The sequence below is a fragment of the Actinacidiphila polyblastidii genome (assembly GCF_036353415.1).
Classification (GTDB): domain Bacteria; phylum Actinomycetota; class Actinomycetes; order Streptomycetales; family Streptomycetaceae; genus Actinacidiphila; species Actinacidiphila polyblastidii.
On sequence record NZ_JAZEWV010000008.1, the window covers coordinates 16,744 to 33,262 of the forward strand.

10 protein-coding genes and 1 pseudogene are annotated in these 16,519 nt (G+C 71.6%); 4 read left to right on the plus strand and 7 right to left on the minus strand.

Annotated elements, in window-relative coordinates; genetic code table 11:
* The first annotated feature begins 190 nt into the window (after window positions 1-190).
* A complete protein-coding gene (locus V2S66_RS12430; RefSeq protein WP_330794710.1) occupies window positions 191-1,714 on the plus strand; it encodes a DHA2 family efflux MFS transporter permease subunit in 1,524 nt (507 codons plus the stop codon).
* Window positions 1,715-1,722: 8 nt separating this feature from the next.
* Here V2S66_RS12430 and V2S66_RS12435 read toward each other — a convergent pair whose 3' ends face one another.
* The 6 genes from V2S66_RS12435 to V2S66_RS12460 form a co-directional block, all read right to left on the minus strand.
* Window positions 1,723-2,226: a MarR family winged helix-turn-helix transcriptional regulator gene (locus V2S66_RS12435; RefSeq protein ID WP_330794711.1), complete on the minus strand. Its 504-nt coding sequence runs from the start codon at window positions 2,224-2,226 to the stop codon at window positions 1,723-1,725.
* Window positions 2,227-2,254: 28 nt separating this feature from the next.
* Complete coding sequence (locus V2S66_RS12440; RefSeq protein WP_413966375.1) at window positions 2,255-3,973, minus strand: MFS transporter; 1,719 nt, start codon at window positions 3,971-3,973, stop codon at window positions 2,255-2,257.
* Between the two features lie 94 nt (window positions 3,974-4,067).
* Window positions 4,068-4,580 (minus strand): mycothiol transferase, encoded by a 513-nt coding sequence (locus V2S66_RS12445; protein ID WP_330794712.1) that lies wholly within the window; start codon window positions 4,578-4,580, stop codon window positions 4,068-4,070.
* 304 nt (window positions 4,581-4,884) lie between these two features.
* Complete coding sequence (locus V2S66_RS12450) at window positions 4,885-6,324, minus strand: ricin-type beta-trefoil lectin domain protein (protein ID WP_330794713.1); 1,440 nt, start codon at window positions 6,322-6,324, stop codon at window positions 4,885-4,887.
* A 276-nt stretch (window positions 6,325-6,600) separates the two neighbouring features.
* Window positions 6,601-10,881, minus strand: coding sequence for a discoidin domain-containing protein (locus V2S66_RS12455; RefSeq protein ID WP_330794714.1), 4,281 nt, complete (start codon window positions 10,879-10,881; stop codon window positions 6,601-6,603).
* A 225-nt stretch (window positions 10,882-11,106) separates the two neighbouring features.
* Entirely contained in the window at window positions 11,107-12,375 is a 1,269-nt protein-coding gene (locus V2S66_RS12460; RefSeq protein ID WP_330794715.1) for an FUSC family protein, read from the minus strand.
* A gap of 281 nt (window positions 12,376-12,656) precedes the next feature.
* Between V2S66_RS12460 and V2S66_RS12465 the strand changes: the two are divergent.
* From V2S66_RS12465 to V2S66_RS12475, 3 genes and pseudogenes are all read left to right on the plus strand, one after another.
* Window positions 12,657-14,006: pseudogene (locus V2S66_RS12465) on the plus strand (glycoside hydrolase family 27 protein); the annotation flags it as partial.
* A gap of 153 nt (window positions 14,007-14,159) precedes the next feature.
* On the plus strand, window positions 14,160-14,474 hold the full coding sequence (locus tag V2S66_RS12470; protein WP_330794716.1) for a hypothetical protein: 315 nt from the start codon (window positions 14,160-14,162) through the stop codon (window positions 14,472-14,474).
* Window positions 14,475-14,598: 124 nt separating this feature from the next.
* On the plus strand, window positions 14,599-14,889 hold the full coding sequence (locus V2S66_RS12475) for a hypothetical protein (protein WP_330794717.1): 291 nt from the start codon (window positions 14,599-14,601) through the stop codon (window positions 14,887-14,889).
* A gap of 2 nt (window positions 14,890-14,891) precedes the next feature.
* On the opposite strand, the gene V2S66_RS12480 is transcribed toward V2S66_RS12475, so the two are convergent.
* Window positions 14,892-16,289, minus strand: coding sequence for an NADP-dependent succinic semialdehyde dehydrogenase (locus V2S66_RS12480; protein ID WP_330794718.1), 1,398 nt, complete (start codon window positions 16,287-16,289; stop codon window positions 14,892-14,894).
* Window positions 16,290-16,519 lie beyond the last annotated feature (230 nt).

Genomic DNA, 16,519 nt, shown 5'->3' on the forward strand with positions numbered 1-16,519 from the left:
TGTCTCGTACTGCGTGGTGTCTCGTGCGGTGGGGCGGGGGCCGGGGCGTGCGGCTGGGCGCCGCAGCCCCGGGTGACCTGCCCGGCAGGGCCATTCTCACGCCCGTTTCGGCCGGTCTGCCGCACGGGGCCGCCAATCGGCGCAGACTGTGACCGGAAGGCCGGGAACGATCACCTGAGAGGCGTGTGCGATGGCGACGGCGGAACAGTCCGCGACCGGGGGCGGCGTACAGCTGGCCTCCACGGCCGGCCGGTGGGTGCTGGCCTGCTCGGTGCTCGGCTCCGGCATGGCGCTGCTGGACGGCACCATCGTCAACATCGCGCTGCCGCGGATCGGCGAGGACCTGGACGCGACGCTGGCCGCCCTGCAGTGGACGGTCAACGGCTATCTGCTGACGCTGGCCGGCCTGATCCTGCTCGGCGGCGGCCTCGGCGACCGCTACGGGCGGCGGCGGGTGTTCGTCATCGGTGTGGTGTGGTTCGCGGTGGCGTCCGCACTGTGCGGGGCCGCGCAGAACAGCGGGACGCTGATCGCGGCGCGGGCGCTGCAGGGCGTCGGCGGCGCGCTGCTGACGCCGGGGTCGCTGGCGCTGGTGCAGTCCTCGTTCCGCCCCGAGGACCGGGCCAAGGCGGTGGGCGCGTGGTCGGGGCTCGGCGGCGTGGCGGGCGCGGTGGGGCCGTTCCTCGGCGGCTACCTGGTCGACGGCCCGGGGTGGCGGTGGATCTTCTACGTCAACCTGCCGATCGCCGCGGTCGTGGTGGCCATCGCGACGCGGCGGGTGCCGGAGAGCCGGGACCGGGGGGCCTCCGGCGCGTTCGACATCGGGGGCGCCGCGCTGGCCGCGCTGTGCCTGGCCGGCGTGACCTACGCGCTGATCTCGGCGTCCGCCCACCCGTCCCTGCTGTCGGTGGGGCTGCCGGCGCTCGCCGGGCTGCTGTGCGGCGCCGCCTTCCTCCGTACCGAGCGGCGGCGCGAGCACCCGATGCTGCCGCTCCACGTGTTCTCCTCGCGGCTGTTCACGTCGATGAACCTGGTGACGCTGTGTCTGTACGCGTCGATCGGCGGGGTGTTCTTCGTGCTGCCGGTGCAGTTGCAGATCGCCGCCGGGTACAGCGCGCTGCGGGCGGGCCTGGCGACGCTGCCGATCACCGTGCTGATGCTGCTGCTGTCGGCGCCGTCCGGCGCGCTGGCGCAGCGGATCGGCCCGCGGCTGCCGCTGACGCTGGGCCCGCTGCTCACCGCCGCCGGGCTGCTGCTGCTCATCCGGGTCTCGCCCGGCTCCTCGTCGTACTGGCTGGACGTGCTGCCCGCGGTGGTGGTGCAGGGGCTGGGCATGTGCCTGTTCGTGGCGCCGCTGACCGCGACGGTGCTGGCCTCGGTGGACGTCGACCACGCGGGTGTGGCCAGCGGCGTCAACAACGCGGCCGCGCGGGTCGCGCAGCTGCTGGTGGTGGCCGCGCTGCCGCTGCTGATCGGGCTGTCCGACCAGGCGTACCGCTCGCCGCACAAGGTCAACGCCGCGTTCGGGCGGGCGATGGTGATCTGCGCGGGCCTGTGCGTGGCGGCGTCCGCGCTCGCCGCGCTGCTGGTGCCGCGCGGGGCGCTGCGCGAGGAGGAAGCCCTGCACGAGCAGTTCGCCCGCCCGGAGTGCCGGGCGAACTGCGGTCTCAACGCCCCTCCGCTGGAGCCCGGTTCGGGCGGCGTGTCCCGCTGAGCCGGCGCTCAGGGCGGCGGTGCCTGCGGGGCAGGGGTCGTCTCCTGCTCGGTGAGCAGCAGCTCCAGTACGGGCAGCGCCGCCAGCAGCGTGTCGCTCTGCTCGGGGCTGAGCCGGGACATCCGGCGGGCCAGCAGCTCGGAGCGCGCGCGCCGGATGCGGTCCAGGTGGGCGCCGCCCTCGGCGGTGATGCTGACCAGCAGGGAGCGGCCGTCGGTGGGGTCGGCCTCCTTGCTGATCAGCCCGGCGGCGGCCAGCGGCCGCAGCGTGCGGGTCAGCGAGGGGGCGGCGACCTGTTCGAGCGCGGCCAGTTCGCCGAGCCGGACCGGGCCGTGCGCCTGCACCCTGGCCAGCGCGGACAGCTGGGCGTAGGTGAGGTCGAGGTCGTCGCTGGACGCCTGGGCGAGCTGCCGGTAGAGGCGCGCGACGATGAGCCGCAGCCGGGCGACGGCGGCCGAGGAGGGCTGTGCCCGTGCGGCGGAGGGCGCCCCGCGCCCGTCGGTGTCGGTCATGGCGGGGCGCCTCCGGGGTCGTACGGTCTCAGTCCTGCTCGATGTGGGCCTTGCGGGTGCGGACCAGCGAGGCCGCCGCCGCGACCAAGGACATCACGATCGCCAGGGAGAACACCACGACGAGGCCGTCGTGGAAGGGTCCGGAGATCAGGTGGGGGAAGAACTGCCGTCCGGTGAGGGTGTGCGCGTTGCCCGCGGGGAGCTTGGCGAGCAGGTCGGGGCCGAGGAGCTGCTGGATCGGGTTGTAGCCGAGGAAGGCCGCGAAGAGCGTGCCGACCGGCGGCAGGTTCGCGATCTGGTGGGCGTTGGCCGCGGGCACGCCCTGGGCGGTCAGTCCTGAGCTGAGGGTGTGCGGCAGTGATCCGGCGAGGCCGGCCACCATCAGCGAGAAGAAGACGCCGATGGACAGGACCATGCCGGCGTTCTGGAAGGTGGCGCGCATACCGGAGGCGGCGCCGCGCGCCTCGGCGGGGACGCTGGCCATGATGACGGAGGTGTTGGGCGCGGCGAACAGGCCGCCGCCGAGGCCGTTGAGGAAGACCACCACCGCGAAGACCCAGTAGCTGAAGTCGGTGGGGATGAGCAGCAGTCCGGCGAAGGAGCCGGCCATCACGACGAAGCCGGCGGCGGCGAACAGCCGGGCGCCGTAGCGGTCGGACAGGGCGCCGGCGACCGGCCCGGCGGCGAGGAAGCCGACGGTCAGCGGCAGCAGGTAGATGCCGGCCCACAGCGGGGTGTCGGCGTAGTCGTAGCCGTGCAGCGGCAGCCAGATGCCCTGCAGCCAGATGATCAGCATGAACTGCAGGCCGCCGCGGGCGATCGAGCCGAGCAGGGTGGCCGCGTTGCCGCCGGCGAAGGAGGCGTTGCGGAAGAGCGCGAGCGGGAACATCGGTTCCGCGACCCGGGATTCGATCAGGCAGAAGAGGACCAGCATCAGCACGCCGCCGATGAGGCCGGCGAGCACCCACGGGTTGGTCCAGCCCATGGTGTGGCCGCCGTAGGGCTGGATGCCGTAGGTGATGCCGGCGAGCAGCGCGGTGAGGCCGACGGCGAAGGTGACGTTCCCCCACCAGTCCATCTTCGCGGGGCGGCGGATGCCGGTGTCGTGCAGCGAGCGGTAGGCCCAGACGGTGCCGATCAGCCCGATGGGCACGTTGACCCAGAAGATGGAGCGCCAGTTCCACTCGGCGAGCAGGCCGCCGAGGACCAGGCCGAGGAAGGAGCCGGCGATGCCGGCGACCATGTTGACGCCCAGGGCCATGCCGCGCTGGCGGGCCGGGAAGGCGTCGGTGATGATCGCCGCGGAGTTGGCCATCAGCATGGAGCCGCCGACGGCCTGGGCGACGCGCCAGCCGATCAGCCAGAGCGCTCCGCCGCCGCCGTGCATCGGGTCGACGGAGAGGATCACCGAGGTGACGGTGAAGATCAGGAAGCCGGCGTTGTAGATCTTGACGCGGCCGAGGATGTCGCCGAGCCGGCCGAGGGTGACCACCAGGACCGCGGTGACCAGCATGTACCCCATCAGCATCCACAGCAGGTAGCTGACGTTGCCGGGTTCGAGCGGGTTGAGGCCGATGCCGTTGAAGATCGCGGGCAGCGAGATCAGCACGATCGAGGAGTTGATCGTGGCGATCAGCATGCCGAGCGTGGTGTTGGAGAGCGCGATCCACTTGTAGTGCGGGTGGCCTGCGTCGAAGCGCGGGGCCTTGCGCGGTATTCGTGTCGCCGCTTCGTCTTCGGTCGCCATGTGGCCGTTGCTCCCCACCCGGGCTGCGGTTACTTAACTTAGGTTAAGTAACTCTAGCATCGTCCGGGTGGGGAGGGCGGCGCGATCGGGCCGGTCAGCGCCTGCGCAGCAGCACGCCGTGCACGAAGGCCGCCTGGCCCGCGTGCTGGATGTCGTCGTCGATCACGCTGACCAGGCGGACCCCGAGGGTGACCGGCGGGTCCCAGCGGGTGTCGACCACCCGGTCGAGGTCCTCGTCGGACAGCCCCCTGACGTAGTCGAGCGTCGCCTCGTGGACGGCGTCGTAGTATCCGGTGAGCAGCGCCGGGTCCGGCACCCGGACCTCGGCCACCTGCTCCGAGCCGTGGCCGAAGCCGGTGGCGGCGGCCTCGAACGGCAGGCCGAAACGCTTCTCCCAACCCTCCGTCGTCCAGACCTGGTCACGGCCGGCCACGTCGGCGACGTGGTCGTCCTGGACCCGGGCGAGATGCCAGAGCAGCCAGGCGACGCTGTTCGCGCCCGGCTCGATCTGCTCGGCGATCTCGTCGGGGGTCAGTCCCTCGACCGCGCCGTGCACGGTCTTCTGGATTCGCCCGAAGGCGTCGGCGAGCAGTTCCGCGGTGTTCAATCGAGTCTCCCGTGGGGTGGCCGGTCGTACGTCCGGTCGCAACTGTGTTCACTCCTGTGCCCACTGTGAACGGCGAAGGCGGCGGCTACCTTCCCGCAACGCCCGGACGGGATGCGCCGTCCGATCTCCGGCGACCACGCATCCGTTAATACCGAGATTCTGTAGCCTTTTTGCAGCGCTTGCTGGAAGCTCTTGCACCGCGGACGCGTCCGCACCACCCGGGCGCACTCCGGCGCGCACTCCCGCGCACGCGCCGGGGCCGGGCGGGAGCGAACCCCCCGCCCGGCCCCGGCTCCTCACGCCGTCAGGAGGGCAGCGTCCACTGCTGGTTGGTGCCGCCGGCGCAGTCCCAGATCTGCAGCCGGGTGCCGTTGGCCGAGCTGGGTCCGGTGGCGTCCAGGCACCGGCCGGAGCCGTCGTTCACCAGGGTGCTGCCGGACTTGTGCCACTTCTGCGCGGCGGTGCCGTTGCAGTCGTACAGCTGGACCTTGGTGCCGTTGGCGGTGCCGGCCGACGCGACGTCCATGCACTTGCCGAGGGCCTGGAGCGACCCGTCGGCGCCGACCGTCCAGTTCTGCGCGGTGGTGCCGTTGCAGTCGTAGAGCTGGACCGCGGTGCCGTTGGCGGTGCCGGCCGCGGCGACGTCGACGCACTTGTTGGCGTATCCGGAGCGGACCGGGCCGGTGGCGCCGCTCGGCGGCGGGGTGGTGCCACCGCCGCCGCTGCCGGTGATGCCGTTGAAGATGCTGGAGAACTGCCAGGCCGACTGCGAGGTGCCGCTGCAGGAGTCGGAGAGCTGGCCGTTGCTGGCGCACGCCTTGTCGCGGCCGAGGGCCCAGAAGGACAGCTCCTGGATGCCGTTGGTCTTGGCGAAGTTGGCCAGGTCCTGGGCGTCGGAGGTGGAGAAGACCTCGCTGGTGGTGTCGTTCACGCCGAGCATCGGCGTGTTGCCCTCCATCGCCCACAGCTGGGCGGAGGTCTTGGTGTTCCAGATCTGGCCGAGCTGGGTGTGCAGGCCCTGGGCGGCGCTGATGGCGGCGTTGCCCATGTCCATCGCCGAGCCGTAGTCCATCGTCATGATGTTGACGAGGTTGACGTTCAGGCCGTGGCTCTTGGCGTTGTTCAGCAGGCTGAGCGAGTTGGACTCCAGGCCACTGGGGTCGACCGGCAGCGTGTAGTCGATGTCGAGCTTCTTGCCGGCCGCCGCGTACTGCTGCTGCAGCGCGGCCAGCGCGGTGTTGCGGCGGTCGTTGGCGGTGGTGTTGTCCAGCGCGCCGCCTTCGATGTCGAAGTCCAGCCGGGTCAGGTTGAGTCCGTCGATGACCCGCTTGTACTGGGTCTCCAGCGCGGAGACGGACGTACAGGCCAGCGCCTCCTCGCTGCCGGACGCGCCGCCGAAGGAGGCGATGACGTCGCCGCCAGCCGAGCGCAGGCTGTTGATCGCCGAGGTCCAACTCGCGTCGGTGATCGAGGTGTCGCCGTTGAAGGTGGCGTTGCAGCCGCCGCCGTCGATGACGAAGGCGAGGGTGAAGTACTTCAGGCCGGTGGCGTTGCGGACGGTGGTCAGCGCGCTGGGCGAGTTCCACACCTCCGCGTACGGGGCCGCGTACTGCGCGGGGAACCCGGGGCCGGCGTTGGCGGCGGCCTGTGCGGTGCCGCCGGTGGCCAGCAGGACGCCGGCGGCGAGTGCGGGGGCCGCGACGAGGGCGACGAGCCCCTTGCGGCCGATGCGGGGTCTTCTCATGTGGGGGAGGCCTTCCGTGGGCGGGCGGCCGGGCCCCGCTCGCTCCCTGATGTGTTCAGCGGAGTGAACGGAGAACGCCGTCGTGGCTGTGGGGCGCACCGGCGAAGGTAGGACTAGACCAATGCCGCGTCAACCCCCCGCGTTCACCAACTGAATCCTTTTCGCCCGGAGTCGGCCGATACGTGGGCAGCAGGACGTGCCCGCGTTCAGTTGCCGAACGCGGGCACGCCCCTGGCGCTGTTCAGTTCGGAGAGCTGATCTCCTCCTGCCTCGGGGTCAGTTGTTGACCGTGATGGTGAACGTGGTGGTGGTGTTCTGGATGTCCACCGCGTTGTCGCTCTCGCGCAGTCCGTTGAAGGTCACCGAGCCGACCGCGGGACCCTGGCCGGTCTCCGGCTGCGGGTTGGCCCACAGGCCGAATCCGGACTTGGCGTCGAAGGCGTCGCCGCTCTTGTGCGCCCCGGTCACGCTCACGTTGGTGAACACTGTGTCCGTGATCGGGTTGAGCGAGGTGCTGCCGCTCCACTTGGTCTGGAACATGATCCCCGAGTACGTCGGGTCGGTGATGTCGATGTTGCTGAACCGCAGCCCCTGGAGCTTGAACTCGGCGGAGAAGATCCACAGCGCCGGGAACGACTGCTGTCCCCAGAAGTGGCCGCCGTCGCGCGCCAGCGAGATGTTGTCGAAGGTGGTCTGCGGGCTCGACTCGAACCCGAGCGCCGGGATGCCGCCGAACTGCAGCGACCCCACGGTGATGCCGGGGTAGGTGAGGCTGTCGGCGATGTACAGGTTACTGAACTTGTTGCCGCCGCCGCCGTAGACCGCCAGGCCCGCCGCGCGCCACACCGTCTGCACGGTGAGGTTCTGGAAGGTGTTGTTGGTCTCCTGCTCGTTGTGGTTGTCGATGGCGGGGAACAGCGCGAAGCTGTCGTCGCCGGTCGAGCGGGCCTCGTCGTTGCTGACCAGGTTGCCGCTGCTGCCGTTGGTCAGGTTGACGCCGTCCGCGAAGGTGTCGCGGATCCGGAGGTTGGTGATCGTCGAGTTGTCGACGTTCGTGCCCCAGACCCCGCAGATGGTGTGCTCGATCCACAGGTTGTCGATGGTGAGGTTGCCGATCCCGGTGAGGTCGAAGACCTTGCCGGGGCCGTCGATCCGGCTGGTGTAGTTGCCGAAGAAGGCGAAGCCGGTGAAGCTCGACCCGTCGGAGCCCGACTGGAGGGAGAACCCGCCGTCGGTGTTCTCCTGGGCCTGCGGGGTGGAGAAGCGGGTGAACCAGGGACCGGCGCCGACCACCTTGATCGCCCGTCCGTAGACGGTGAACTTGTTGGCCGTCGCGTAGTCGCCGGCCGGCAGGTAGACACCGAGCTTGGTGGTGTCCTGGCGGGCGGTGTCCAGCGCGTTCTGCACGTCCTGCTGGGTGAAGCCGGCCGGCACCACGTACTTGGTCGGGTCCGGGTTGGCGACCGGGGTCGCCTGCTCCAGGTTGATGTAGTCGATGTTGTAGTAGGCCGCCGTGTTCGCGGCGTCCTTCTGCAGCTTGATGGTGTGGCCGGCCGGGACGGTGGTCCCGAGCAGCACGTTGGCCTCGTCGTAGATGTGCCGCGGGGCGCCGGAGCCGGCCGAGTTGCTCGGGCTCGCCTCGTCGCCGTACAGCCAGCTGAACTTCGAGGACAGGGTGATCGTCTTGAGGAAGGTGCCGTCCACGTACACGTCGAGCGTGGTGGAGTCGGTGCCGTCCGGGATGTTGAAGCGGGTCACCAGGGTGTTGGTGCTGTTGCGGGTGGTGAAGGAGACCGACGCGCCGTTGGCCGCCAGGTGCACGGTCTTGCGGCCGGACGCCTCACCGGCGGGGTCGCCGATGGTGCGGTTCGGGCCCAGCACCGTCGCGCCGCCGCCGAGGACGCCGTCCTCGGCCTCGTAGGAGTCGTACGGCATGTTGGCGCCGCGGCCCACGAAGAGCGACAGGCTGCTGGTGTTGTTGGCCTGCTTGAGGGACAGCTCGTTGGCGTCCACCGCGATCACCGTCTTGACGGTGTACTTGCCGTTGACCGCGGTCCAGCTGCCCAGGTTGACCGGGCTGGTGGTGGCTCCGGCGGCGATGGCGCCGCTGTAGCTGCCGGTGAGCGTCTTGACCACGGCGCCGGTGGTGGCGTCGGCGACGGTCAGGGTGACGCCGTGGGCGCCGCTCGCCGAGGCGACCGTGCCCTGGTTCTTGATCGCCACCGAGAAGGCGACGTTGTTGCCCGCGGAGGGGTTGCCGGGCGACCAGGCGACCGGCGCGGCCACCAGGTCGGAGGTGTCGACCGGCTTGACCACCAGGGTGGAGGTGGCGCTGTTGTTGGTCTCGTTCTGCTCGACGATCGTGTTGGCCTCGTCGACCTTCGCGGTCAGCTGGTAGGTGGCCGCGTCCTTGGCGCCGATGCTCGCCGACACCGTGCTGCTCGCGCCGGCCGCCAGGGCGCCGACGTTGGCGGTGCCGACCTTCGTGGTGCCGAGGTAGAAGTTGACGTTGGTGGCCGCCGAGGCGTTGGTGCCGGAGTTCTTCACGGTGGTGCTGACGGTGACCGGGTCGGTCTCCACCGGCGCCGCCGGCGAGGTGGTCGGCGCGCTCACCGTCAGATCGGGGTTCGGCCCGGGAACGCCGATGACCTGCAGCTCGGCCGCCTGGCCGCCGCCCGCACCGGAGTTGGAGCTGAAGATCGCCTTGACGTCGGCGACCCGCGCGGTGACCGGGATGGTCACCGAGTTGCCGGAGGCCGGGTCGAAGGAGTAGCTCTTGGGCGCCGCCAGCTGGGTGAAGCCCGACGCGCTCTGCTCGCGGCCCTGGATCTCGATGGTCTGGGTCCGCGGGCCCCACGCGCTGCTCGGGTTGAGCTTGACGACGATCTGGCTGGTGTCGACGTTGGCGCCCAGCTGGACGGTCAGCGAGCTGGTGCCGCTGCCCTCCCAGTAGGTGTTCGTGTCGCCGTCGTTCGCGTTGGCGGCGACGAAGTTCTGCACCGTCGAGGTGGCGGTGATCGGCTTGCCCAGCGCCTGGTTGGTGCCGTTGGGGGGCGGCGTGGTGCCGTTGCGGGTCACCGTGTTGCTGTTGCCCGACTCGTTGCCCGCGGCGTCCTTGGCCCGGACGAAGTACGACACGGTCGCGCTGTCCGGCTGGCTGTCGGTGTAGGTCAGCACGTTGGCCGCGGTGGTGCCGATCTGGGCGCCGTTGCGGAAGACCTCGTAGCCGGTGACGGCCGTGTTGTCGCTCGACGCGTTCCAGGTCAGCTTGATCTGGCCGGAGGCGGGCTGGGTGTACGCCAGGCTGCCCGGCACGGTCGGCGCCTGCGTGTCACCGGACGTGCCGGTGCGGGTCACGCTGTTGCTGGCCGCCGACTGGTTGCCCGCCGCGTCGTGCGCCTTGACGGTGTAGGTCACCGTCGCGGTGTCGGGCTGGCTGTCGGTGTACGTCAGCACGTTGCCGGCCACCGTGGTGCGCAGGGTGCCGTTGGCGTAGACGTCGTACCCGGTCACGCCGGTGTCGTCGGTCGACGCGTTCCAGGTCAGCTTGATCTGGCCGGAGGCGGGCTGGGTGTACGCCAGGCCGGCGGGCGCGGTCGGCGCCTGCGTGTCGCCGGTGGTCGGCCCGTACGCCTCGAACTCGGATATCTGGCCGGCCGGCCAGCCGGTGTTGCCGGTGACGTTCAGCCGCAGGTACCGGGTGGTGGCCTGGTTGAAGGTGATCGTCACGGTGTTGCCGGTGGCCGGGTCGAAGACGTATCCGGCCGAGGGCACGATGTCGGAGAAGTTCTGCCCGTCGGTGCTGCCCTGCACGGCGAGGGTCTGCGTGCGGGTGGCCCAGGCGGTGGCCGGCGGGAGCTTGAGCACCACCTTGTTGACCGGCACCGCGGAGCCGAGGTCGACGCGCAGCCACTGCGGGAAGGCGTTGTTGGCGCTCTCCCAGTACGTGTTGGCGTTGCCGTCGACGGCGTTCCCCGAGGGGTAGACGTCGGAGTGGCTGGACTCGGCGGTGGGGCGCCCGGCGGCGAGGTTGACGGTGGACGCCGCGGCGGCGTGCACCGTCATCTCGGACAGCTGGGCTGACTTCGACGCCGAGTTGGCGGTCACGTCCGCCCGCACGTAGCGGGCCACGGAGGCGGGGAAGGAGACCTTGACGGTGTTCCCCGCGGAGTGGCTGAAGGAGTAGGTGGCCGAACCGACCAGCGTGTCGAAGAGCGTGCCGTCGTCGCTCGCCTGCAGCGCGAGGGTCTCGCTGCGCGAGGTCCAGGAGGCGGGGAGTTTCAGCTGCACCTGGTCGATCAGCCGGCTGCCGCCCAGGTCGACCTGCGCCCACTGCGGAAGGGCGCTGCCCGAGCTCTGCCAGTAGGAGTTCTGGTTGCCGTCGTTCAGGTGGGCCGCGCTGTTCGCGCCGCTGGTGCTGCTGGCCGCGGCCGTCTTGCCTGCGGCCGCGTTCGGTCCTCCCGCGGCGATGGCCGGAAGGGCCTGACCACCGATCAGGAGCAGGCTTCCGGCGGTCACCCCCGCCAGCAGCCGTGGGATGGAGCGCTTCGTTCTCATGGCGTCCCTCTGTGTCGTGGGGTCTGGAGGATCAGGAGACGAACTACTCGACAATCCGTTTCGTGCGGGGTTGATCCAGCTAAGTTGCGCTTCTCCATGCGAATCCCTCGCTGATCTGCTCAGAATTTGCAGGCATGTTGGCGCAGTGTTACAGACGCGCTACGGCGGCGTCTACGCCCGGGACGGCATCGATTCGGGTGTGCGCGGTGCGGGAGCGACCGGAGGTCAGTCCTCCGACCGCCCGTTGGACCGGCCGAGGGCGGCCCGCATCGGGGCCGAGGTGCGCTGGACCACGGCGGTCGCGGCCAGCCGCCGCCGGATCAGGTGCAGCCGGGGGTGGCGCTCGCTCAGCTCGGAGCCGTACCGGTCCAGCTCCTCGACCAGCCGCTCGGAGCGCTTGTCCACCGCGAGTTCGTCGAGGATCCGGTCCACCTCGGCCAGCAGCGCGCCCTGCAGCTGCCACTGCCGCGGGTGCTCCCGCACCCCGGTCAGCAGCAGATCGGCGGTGCGGTCGCGGCTGACCGCGCTGTCGGCCAGCGCCTGGCCGAGCCGCTCCTCCGCCTGCTCCGCGTTCTCCGCCACCTGACTGGTGATCAGCACCGCGAAGCTCTGGATGGCGTTCGCCACGTGTCCGAACAGGTCCTGCAGCTCGGCCGCCACCTCGTCGGGGAAGAGCGACTCCTCGGTGCGGTGCTTGGCCAGGTCGGTGAGGGTGCGGGAGGCCACCCGCATCACGACGGCGCAGATCTCCAGCGTGTCGAGGCCGGTGCGCAGCACGATCCGCGAGAGCACCCCCTCGCGCACCCGGGGGTTCCACCGCAGGCTGTCCTCCGCCTGCCGCAGCGAGGCGTCGACCTCCACGATGGCGTGGTCGATCCGGCGCGCCTCGTGCAACCGGGCCGCGGCCCGGTCCACCGGCAGGTGCCCGGCGATCTCGCCGCCCATGTCGCGGAAGAGCGCGGCCATCCGGCGGGCCAGCGTGTCGATCGAGTCGCCGGCCGACGACACCCACACCGGCGGCGCGAACAGCAGGTTGAAGAGCATGCCGACGCCGGCGCCGATCAGCGTCTCGTAGACCCGGTCCCAGGCGGTGTTCGCCACCTGGGTGACGCCGAGCACCAGCATCGCGCTGATCGCCACCTCGATGACGAACTCGCCGACCCGCACGAACCGGCCGATCAGCAGCGAGACGAAGATGATCAGGCCGAGGCTCCACCAGCTCAGGCCGAGCAGCGCGCTGAAGCCGACCGCGATCAGCACGCCGACCACGACCGAGTTCACCCGGTTGATGCCGGTGCGCAGAGTGGAGTAGAGGGTCACCTGCACCACCAGCAGGGCGGTCAGCGGCGCGGTCAGCGGAGCCGGCTGGGGCAGCAGCCACACCGCCACCTGATAGGCGATGACGGCTGCGGCGGTGGAGCGCAGGACCTGGGCGGCGGCGGGCTCGGCGGTCCATCGGACCAGCTTGACCATGGGCTCTGGTACGTCGGGCATCCCGTGCCCTTTCCCGCTCTCGGCGATCTCACTGCTCCGGCCCACCCTTCGGCGCGTCGCCGCCGGGGCTGCCCGGTCCGTCGCTCGGCTCACCTTAGAGTCGGTCGACACCGCGGGACGGTGGCGGCGCGACGGGATCGCCCCGGGTTTCACACGTTCAACCGTCTCCCGCGGCGGCCCGCCGAGCGTGTCACCGACGCGTCGCGTGGTGACGCCGTGATGCGGTCGCTTTCGTTCGACCCCGTTGGATTGTGCGCTATTCAACTGTCTCGGAGCCGCGCATGCCGCACACAGAGCACCAGCGCCCCGCCCCCACGACCACTCTCCGTCACCCGCGCGGCCCTGCCGCCGCGCGCCGCACCGGGTCCGCCCTCCGCCGCCGGCTGACCGCGTCGGCCGCCTCGCTGGCGCTCGCCGCGGGCGGCCTGACCGGCGCCACCGCGCTGGCCGGTACCGCCGTCAGCGCGCAGATCGCCGCCGCTCCCCCGGCCGCGGCGGTCGGCAACGGACTGGCCCGCACCCCGCAGATGGGCTTCAACAACTGGAACTCCACCCACTGCCGGGCGGAGTTCGACGAGGCCATGGTCGAGGGCATCGCCGACCTCTTCGTCTCCGAGGGCCTGAAGGACGCCGGGTACACCTACGTCAACATCGACGACTGCTGGGCGCTGCCGAGCCGGGACGCCGCGGGCGACCTGGTCCCCGACCCGAAGCGCTTCCCCGACGGGATCAGGGCCGTCGCGGACTACGTGCACGCCAAGGGCCTGAAGTTCGGGCTCTACACCAGCGCGGGCACCAAGACCTGCGACAGCAACGGCTTCCCCGGCAGTCTCGGCCACGAGCAGCAGGACGCGGACCTCTTCGCGTCGTGGGGCGTCGACTACCTCAAGTACGACAACTGCAACAACGCCGGACTCGACGACAGCGCCCGGACGCAGGCCCGCTACCAGGCGATGGGTGACGCGCTGAAGGCCACCGGCCGCCCGATCCTCTACAGCATCTGCGAGTGGGGCAGCACCCAGCCCTGGACCTGGGCGCCGGCCGTCGGCAACTCCTGGCGCACCACCCTCGACATCGGCGACACGTGGGCCAAGATGATCGGCATCGTGCACCAGAACCAGCCGCTCGCCGCCTACGCGGGGCCCGGCGCCTGGAACGACCCGGACATGCTGGAGGTCGGCAACGGCGGCATGACGGACACCGAGTACCGCACCCACTTCAGCCTCTGGTCGGAGATGGCGGCGCCGCTGCTGATCGGCAGCGACCTGCGCACCGCGAGCGCCGAGACGCTCGCCGTCCTGAGGAACACCGACGTCATCGCGGTCGACCAGGACCCGCTGGGCCGGCAGGGCACGGTGGTGTCGAACGCCGGCGGCCTGGACGTGATGACCAAGCCGCTGGCCGGCGGCGACCGCGCGGTCACCCTCACCAACGAGAACGGCTCGGCGGCCACCATCAGCACCACCGCGGAGGCGGTCGGGCTGGGCGGCGCGCCCTGGTACACCCTCGAGGACCTGTGGTCCAAGGAGACCTCGACCACCGAGGGGGCGATCAGCGCCTCGGTGCCGGCGCACGGCACGGTCATGCTGCGGGTCGCGGCGCACGGGCCGGCGGCCGATCCCGATCCCGCCACCGGCTGACGCGGCGTCATGGCGCCGGCGGGCGGCCCCGGGCGGTTCCCGGAGGCCGCCCTCGCACCGGCATTCGATAGTTGTCAGGGGCGCGTCAGACCTCTAGAGTTGACGCGCGTAGCATCCGGCACCCCCCTCACTCCCGGACGTGACATGAGACGACGCCGCACCCTCCTGGCCGCCTGCGTGCTCTCCGCCCCCATCGCCACCGCCCTGCTGCCCGCCGCCGAGGCGGCGGTGCCGCCCGAGCACGCCGTCGTGGTGTGCCAGAGCGCCAGCTTCTACGCCAACTACGACAGCGCGAGCGGCCCGGTCGGCCTCAAGCGCGTGCTCGGGTACGGCGACAAGATCGGCCACACCCCCGGCTCCCACCCCGTCTACAACGGCTGGGCCGCGAGCTTCGACTACGGCCCGAACGACTGGGGCTACCTGCGGATCGAGTGCATCGGCGGCTACGACTCCTGGTGACCGCGGGCCGCGCCGCCGCCCGCCCCATCCGCCTCGTCCCGGCACCGCCACCCGACCGCGTCCCCTCCGCGTCCCCGCGCGCGCCACCCGCTCGTACCGCAGGACCGTCACAAGGAGCCACACCATGCTGCGTACTGCCTCCGCGACCGCGACCGCGGCCGCCGCCGTGCTCGCCGCCTCCGCCCTGGTCGCGCTGGCCGCTCCCGCGCAGGCCGCGAACGGCCGGGTCGGGGTGCGCGAGACCGTCTGCGCCCAGGACCTCGACGTCAGGACCCAGCCGCTCGGCGCCTGGACCGGCACCCTCTACCGGGGGCAGACCTTCCTGGTGGAGCAGCTGGACGGGTCATGGGTGTACGGGTTCGCCTACGGGCAGATCAACCGGCACGGCTGGGTACAGGACGGATGGTTCTGCTGAGGTCAGCGCCCGTACCAGACCGTGGTGACGTTGCAGAACGCGCGGATCCCGTGCCCGGACAGCTCGCGCCCGTAGCCGGAGCGCTTCACGCCGCCGAAGGGCAGCGCGGGGTGCGAGGCGGTCATGCCGTTGAAGTAGACCCCGCCGGCCTCCAGGTCGGCGGCGAAGCGCCGCTGCTCGTCGGTGTCCCGGGTCCACACGTTCGAACTCAGGCCGAAGGGCGTGTCGTTGGCCACGGCGACGGCGGTGTCCAGGTCGGGCACCCGGTAGAGCGTGGCGACCGGGCCGAACGCCTCCTCGCGGTGGATGCGCATCGCGGGCGAGACGTCGGCGAGCACGGTCGGCTGGTAGTACCAGCCGTGCCGCAGCGCCTCGGGCCGGCCCGCACCGCACAGCGCGCGGGCGCCGCGCGCCAGCGCGTCCTCGACCAGCTCCTCCAGGTCGGCGCGGCCCTGCTCGGTGGCGAGCGGGCCGATGTCGGTGCGGTCGGACATCGGGTCGCCGACCACCAGGGCGCCCATGGCCCGCCGGAAGCGCTCGGCGAAGCCGTCGTACACCGCGTCGTGGACGATGAAGCGCTTGGCCGCGATGCAGGACTGCCCGTTGTTCTGCACCCGGGCGGTGACCGCGGTGTGCACGGCGTGGTCCAGCTCGTCCGCGGCCGACGGCATCACCACGAAGGGGTCGCTGCCGCCCAGCTCCAGCACGGTCGGCTTGATCTCGTCGCCGGCCACCGAGGCGACCGCGCGGCCCGCGCCCTCGCTGCCGGTGAGGGTCGCGGCGGCCACCCGGGGGTCGCGCAGGACGCCCTCGATGGCGCCGGAGCCGACCAGCAGCGTCTGGAAGCAGCCGGCCGGGAAGCCCGCCCGGTGGAAGAGGTCGCCGAGGTAGAGGGCGGTCTGCGGGACGTTCGAGGCGTGCTTGAGCAGGCCGGTGTTGCCCGCCATGAGCGCGGGCGCGGCGAACCGCACGACCTGCCAGAGCGGGAAGTTCCACGGCATGACGGCGAGCACCACGCCCAGCGGCCGGTAGCGTACGAAGGCCCGGTGCGCGCCGCTGTCGGCGACGTCGGCCTCGGCCGGGTGCTCGTCGGCGAGCAGCCGCTCGGCGTTGGCCGCGTACCAGCGCATCGCCTTCGCGCACTTGGCCGCCTCGGCGCGGGCCGCGGACAGCGTCTTGCCCATCTCCAGGGTCATCACCCGGGCGATGTCGTCCCGCTCCTTGTCCAGCAGGTCCGCGGCGGCCGTCATCAGCGCGGCGCGGGAGTCGAACCCGGTGCGGCGGTAGTCGCGGAAGGTGCGCTCGGCCCGGTCGATCCGCTCCTCGATCCCCTCGGCGCCCAGCGGCTCGAAGGTCCTGACGGTCTCCCCGGTCGCGGGGTTCACGGTGGCGATCGGCATGGCGTTCCTCCTGGTGATGCGACCCTTGACCCGGCGCTGCACCCGGCCCTCGACCCGGCCGCGTACCCGCGCGGCCCGGGAGCATGCGGCTCCCCGCCCATCCTGCCCCCGACCCGCCGGGGCCGCGAGGGCTCCGCGTCCGGCCGGTCCGCCCGGCCACCCGGGCGGCGCAACGCGCCGCGAAGACCTTCCGCTACCGGCCGCACCAGCCGACCGGCAGCGTTCACCGT

Excerpts from the sequence above, each read along its gene's own strand:
- V2S66_RS12470 (WP_330794716.1), top strand. The coding sequence starts at position 14,160 with ATGAGACGACGCCGCACCCTCCTGGCCGCCTGCGTGCTCTCCGCCCCC.
- V2S66_RS12435 (WP_330794711.1), bottom strand. The coding sequence starts at position 2,226 with ATGACCGACACCGACGGGCGCGGGGCGCCCTCCGCCGCACGGGCACAG.
- V2S66_RS12450 (WP_330794713.1), bottom strand. The coding sequence starts at position 6,324 with ATGAGAAGACCCCGCATCGGCCGCAAGGGGCTCGTCGCCCTCGTCGCG.
- V2S66_RS12480 (WP_330794718.1), bottom strand. The coding sequence starts at position 16,289 with ATGCCGATCGCCACCGTGAACCCCGCGACCGGGGAGACCGTCAGGACC.
- V2S66_RS12430 (WP_330794710.1), top strand. The coding sequence starts at position 191 with ATGGCGACGGCGGAACAGTCCGCGACCGGGGGCGGCGTACAGCTGGCC.
- V2S66_RS12475 (WP_330794717.1), top strand. The coding sequence starts at position 14,599 with ATGCTGCGTACTGCCTCCGCGACCGCGACCGCGGCCGCCGCCGTGCTC.
- V2S66_RS12455 (WP_330794714.1), bottom strand. The coding sequence starts at position 10,881 with ATGAGAACGAAGCGCTCCATCCCACGGCTGCTGGCGGGGGTGACCGCC.
- V2S66_RS12460 (WP_330794715.1), bottom strand. The coding sequence starts at position 12,375 with ATGCCCGACGTACCAGAGCCCATGGTCAAGCTGGTCCGATGGACCGCC.
- V2S66_RS12440 (WP_413966375.1), bottom strand. The coding sequence starts at position 3,973 with ATGGCGACCGAAGACGAAGCGGCGACACGAATACCGCGCAAGGCCCCG.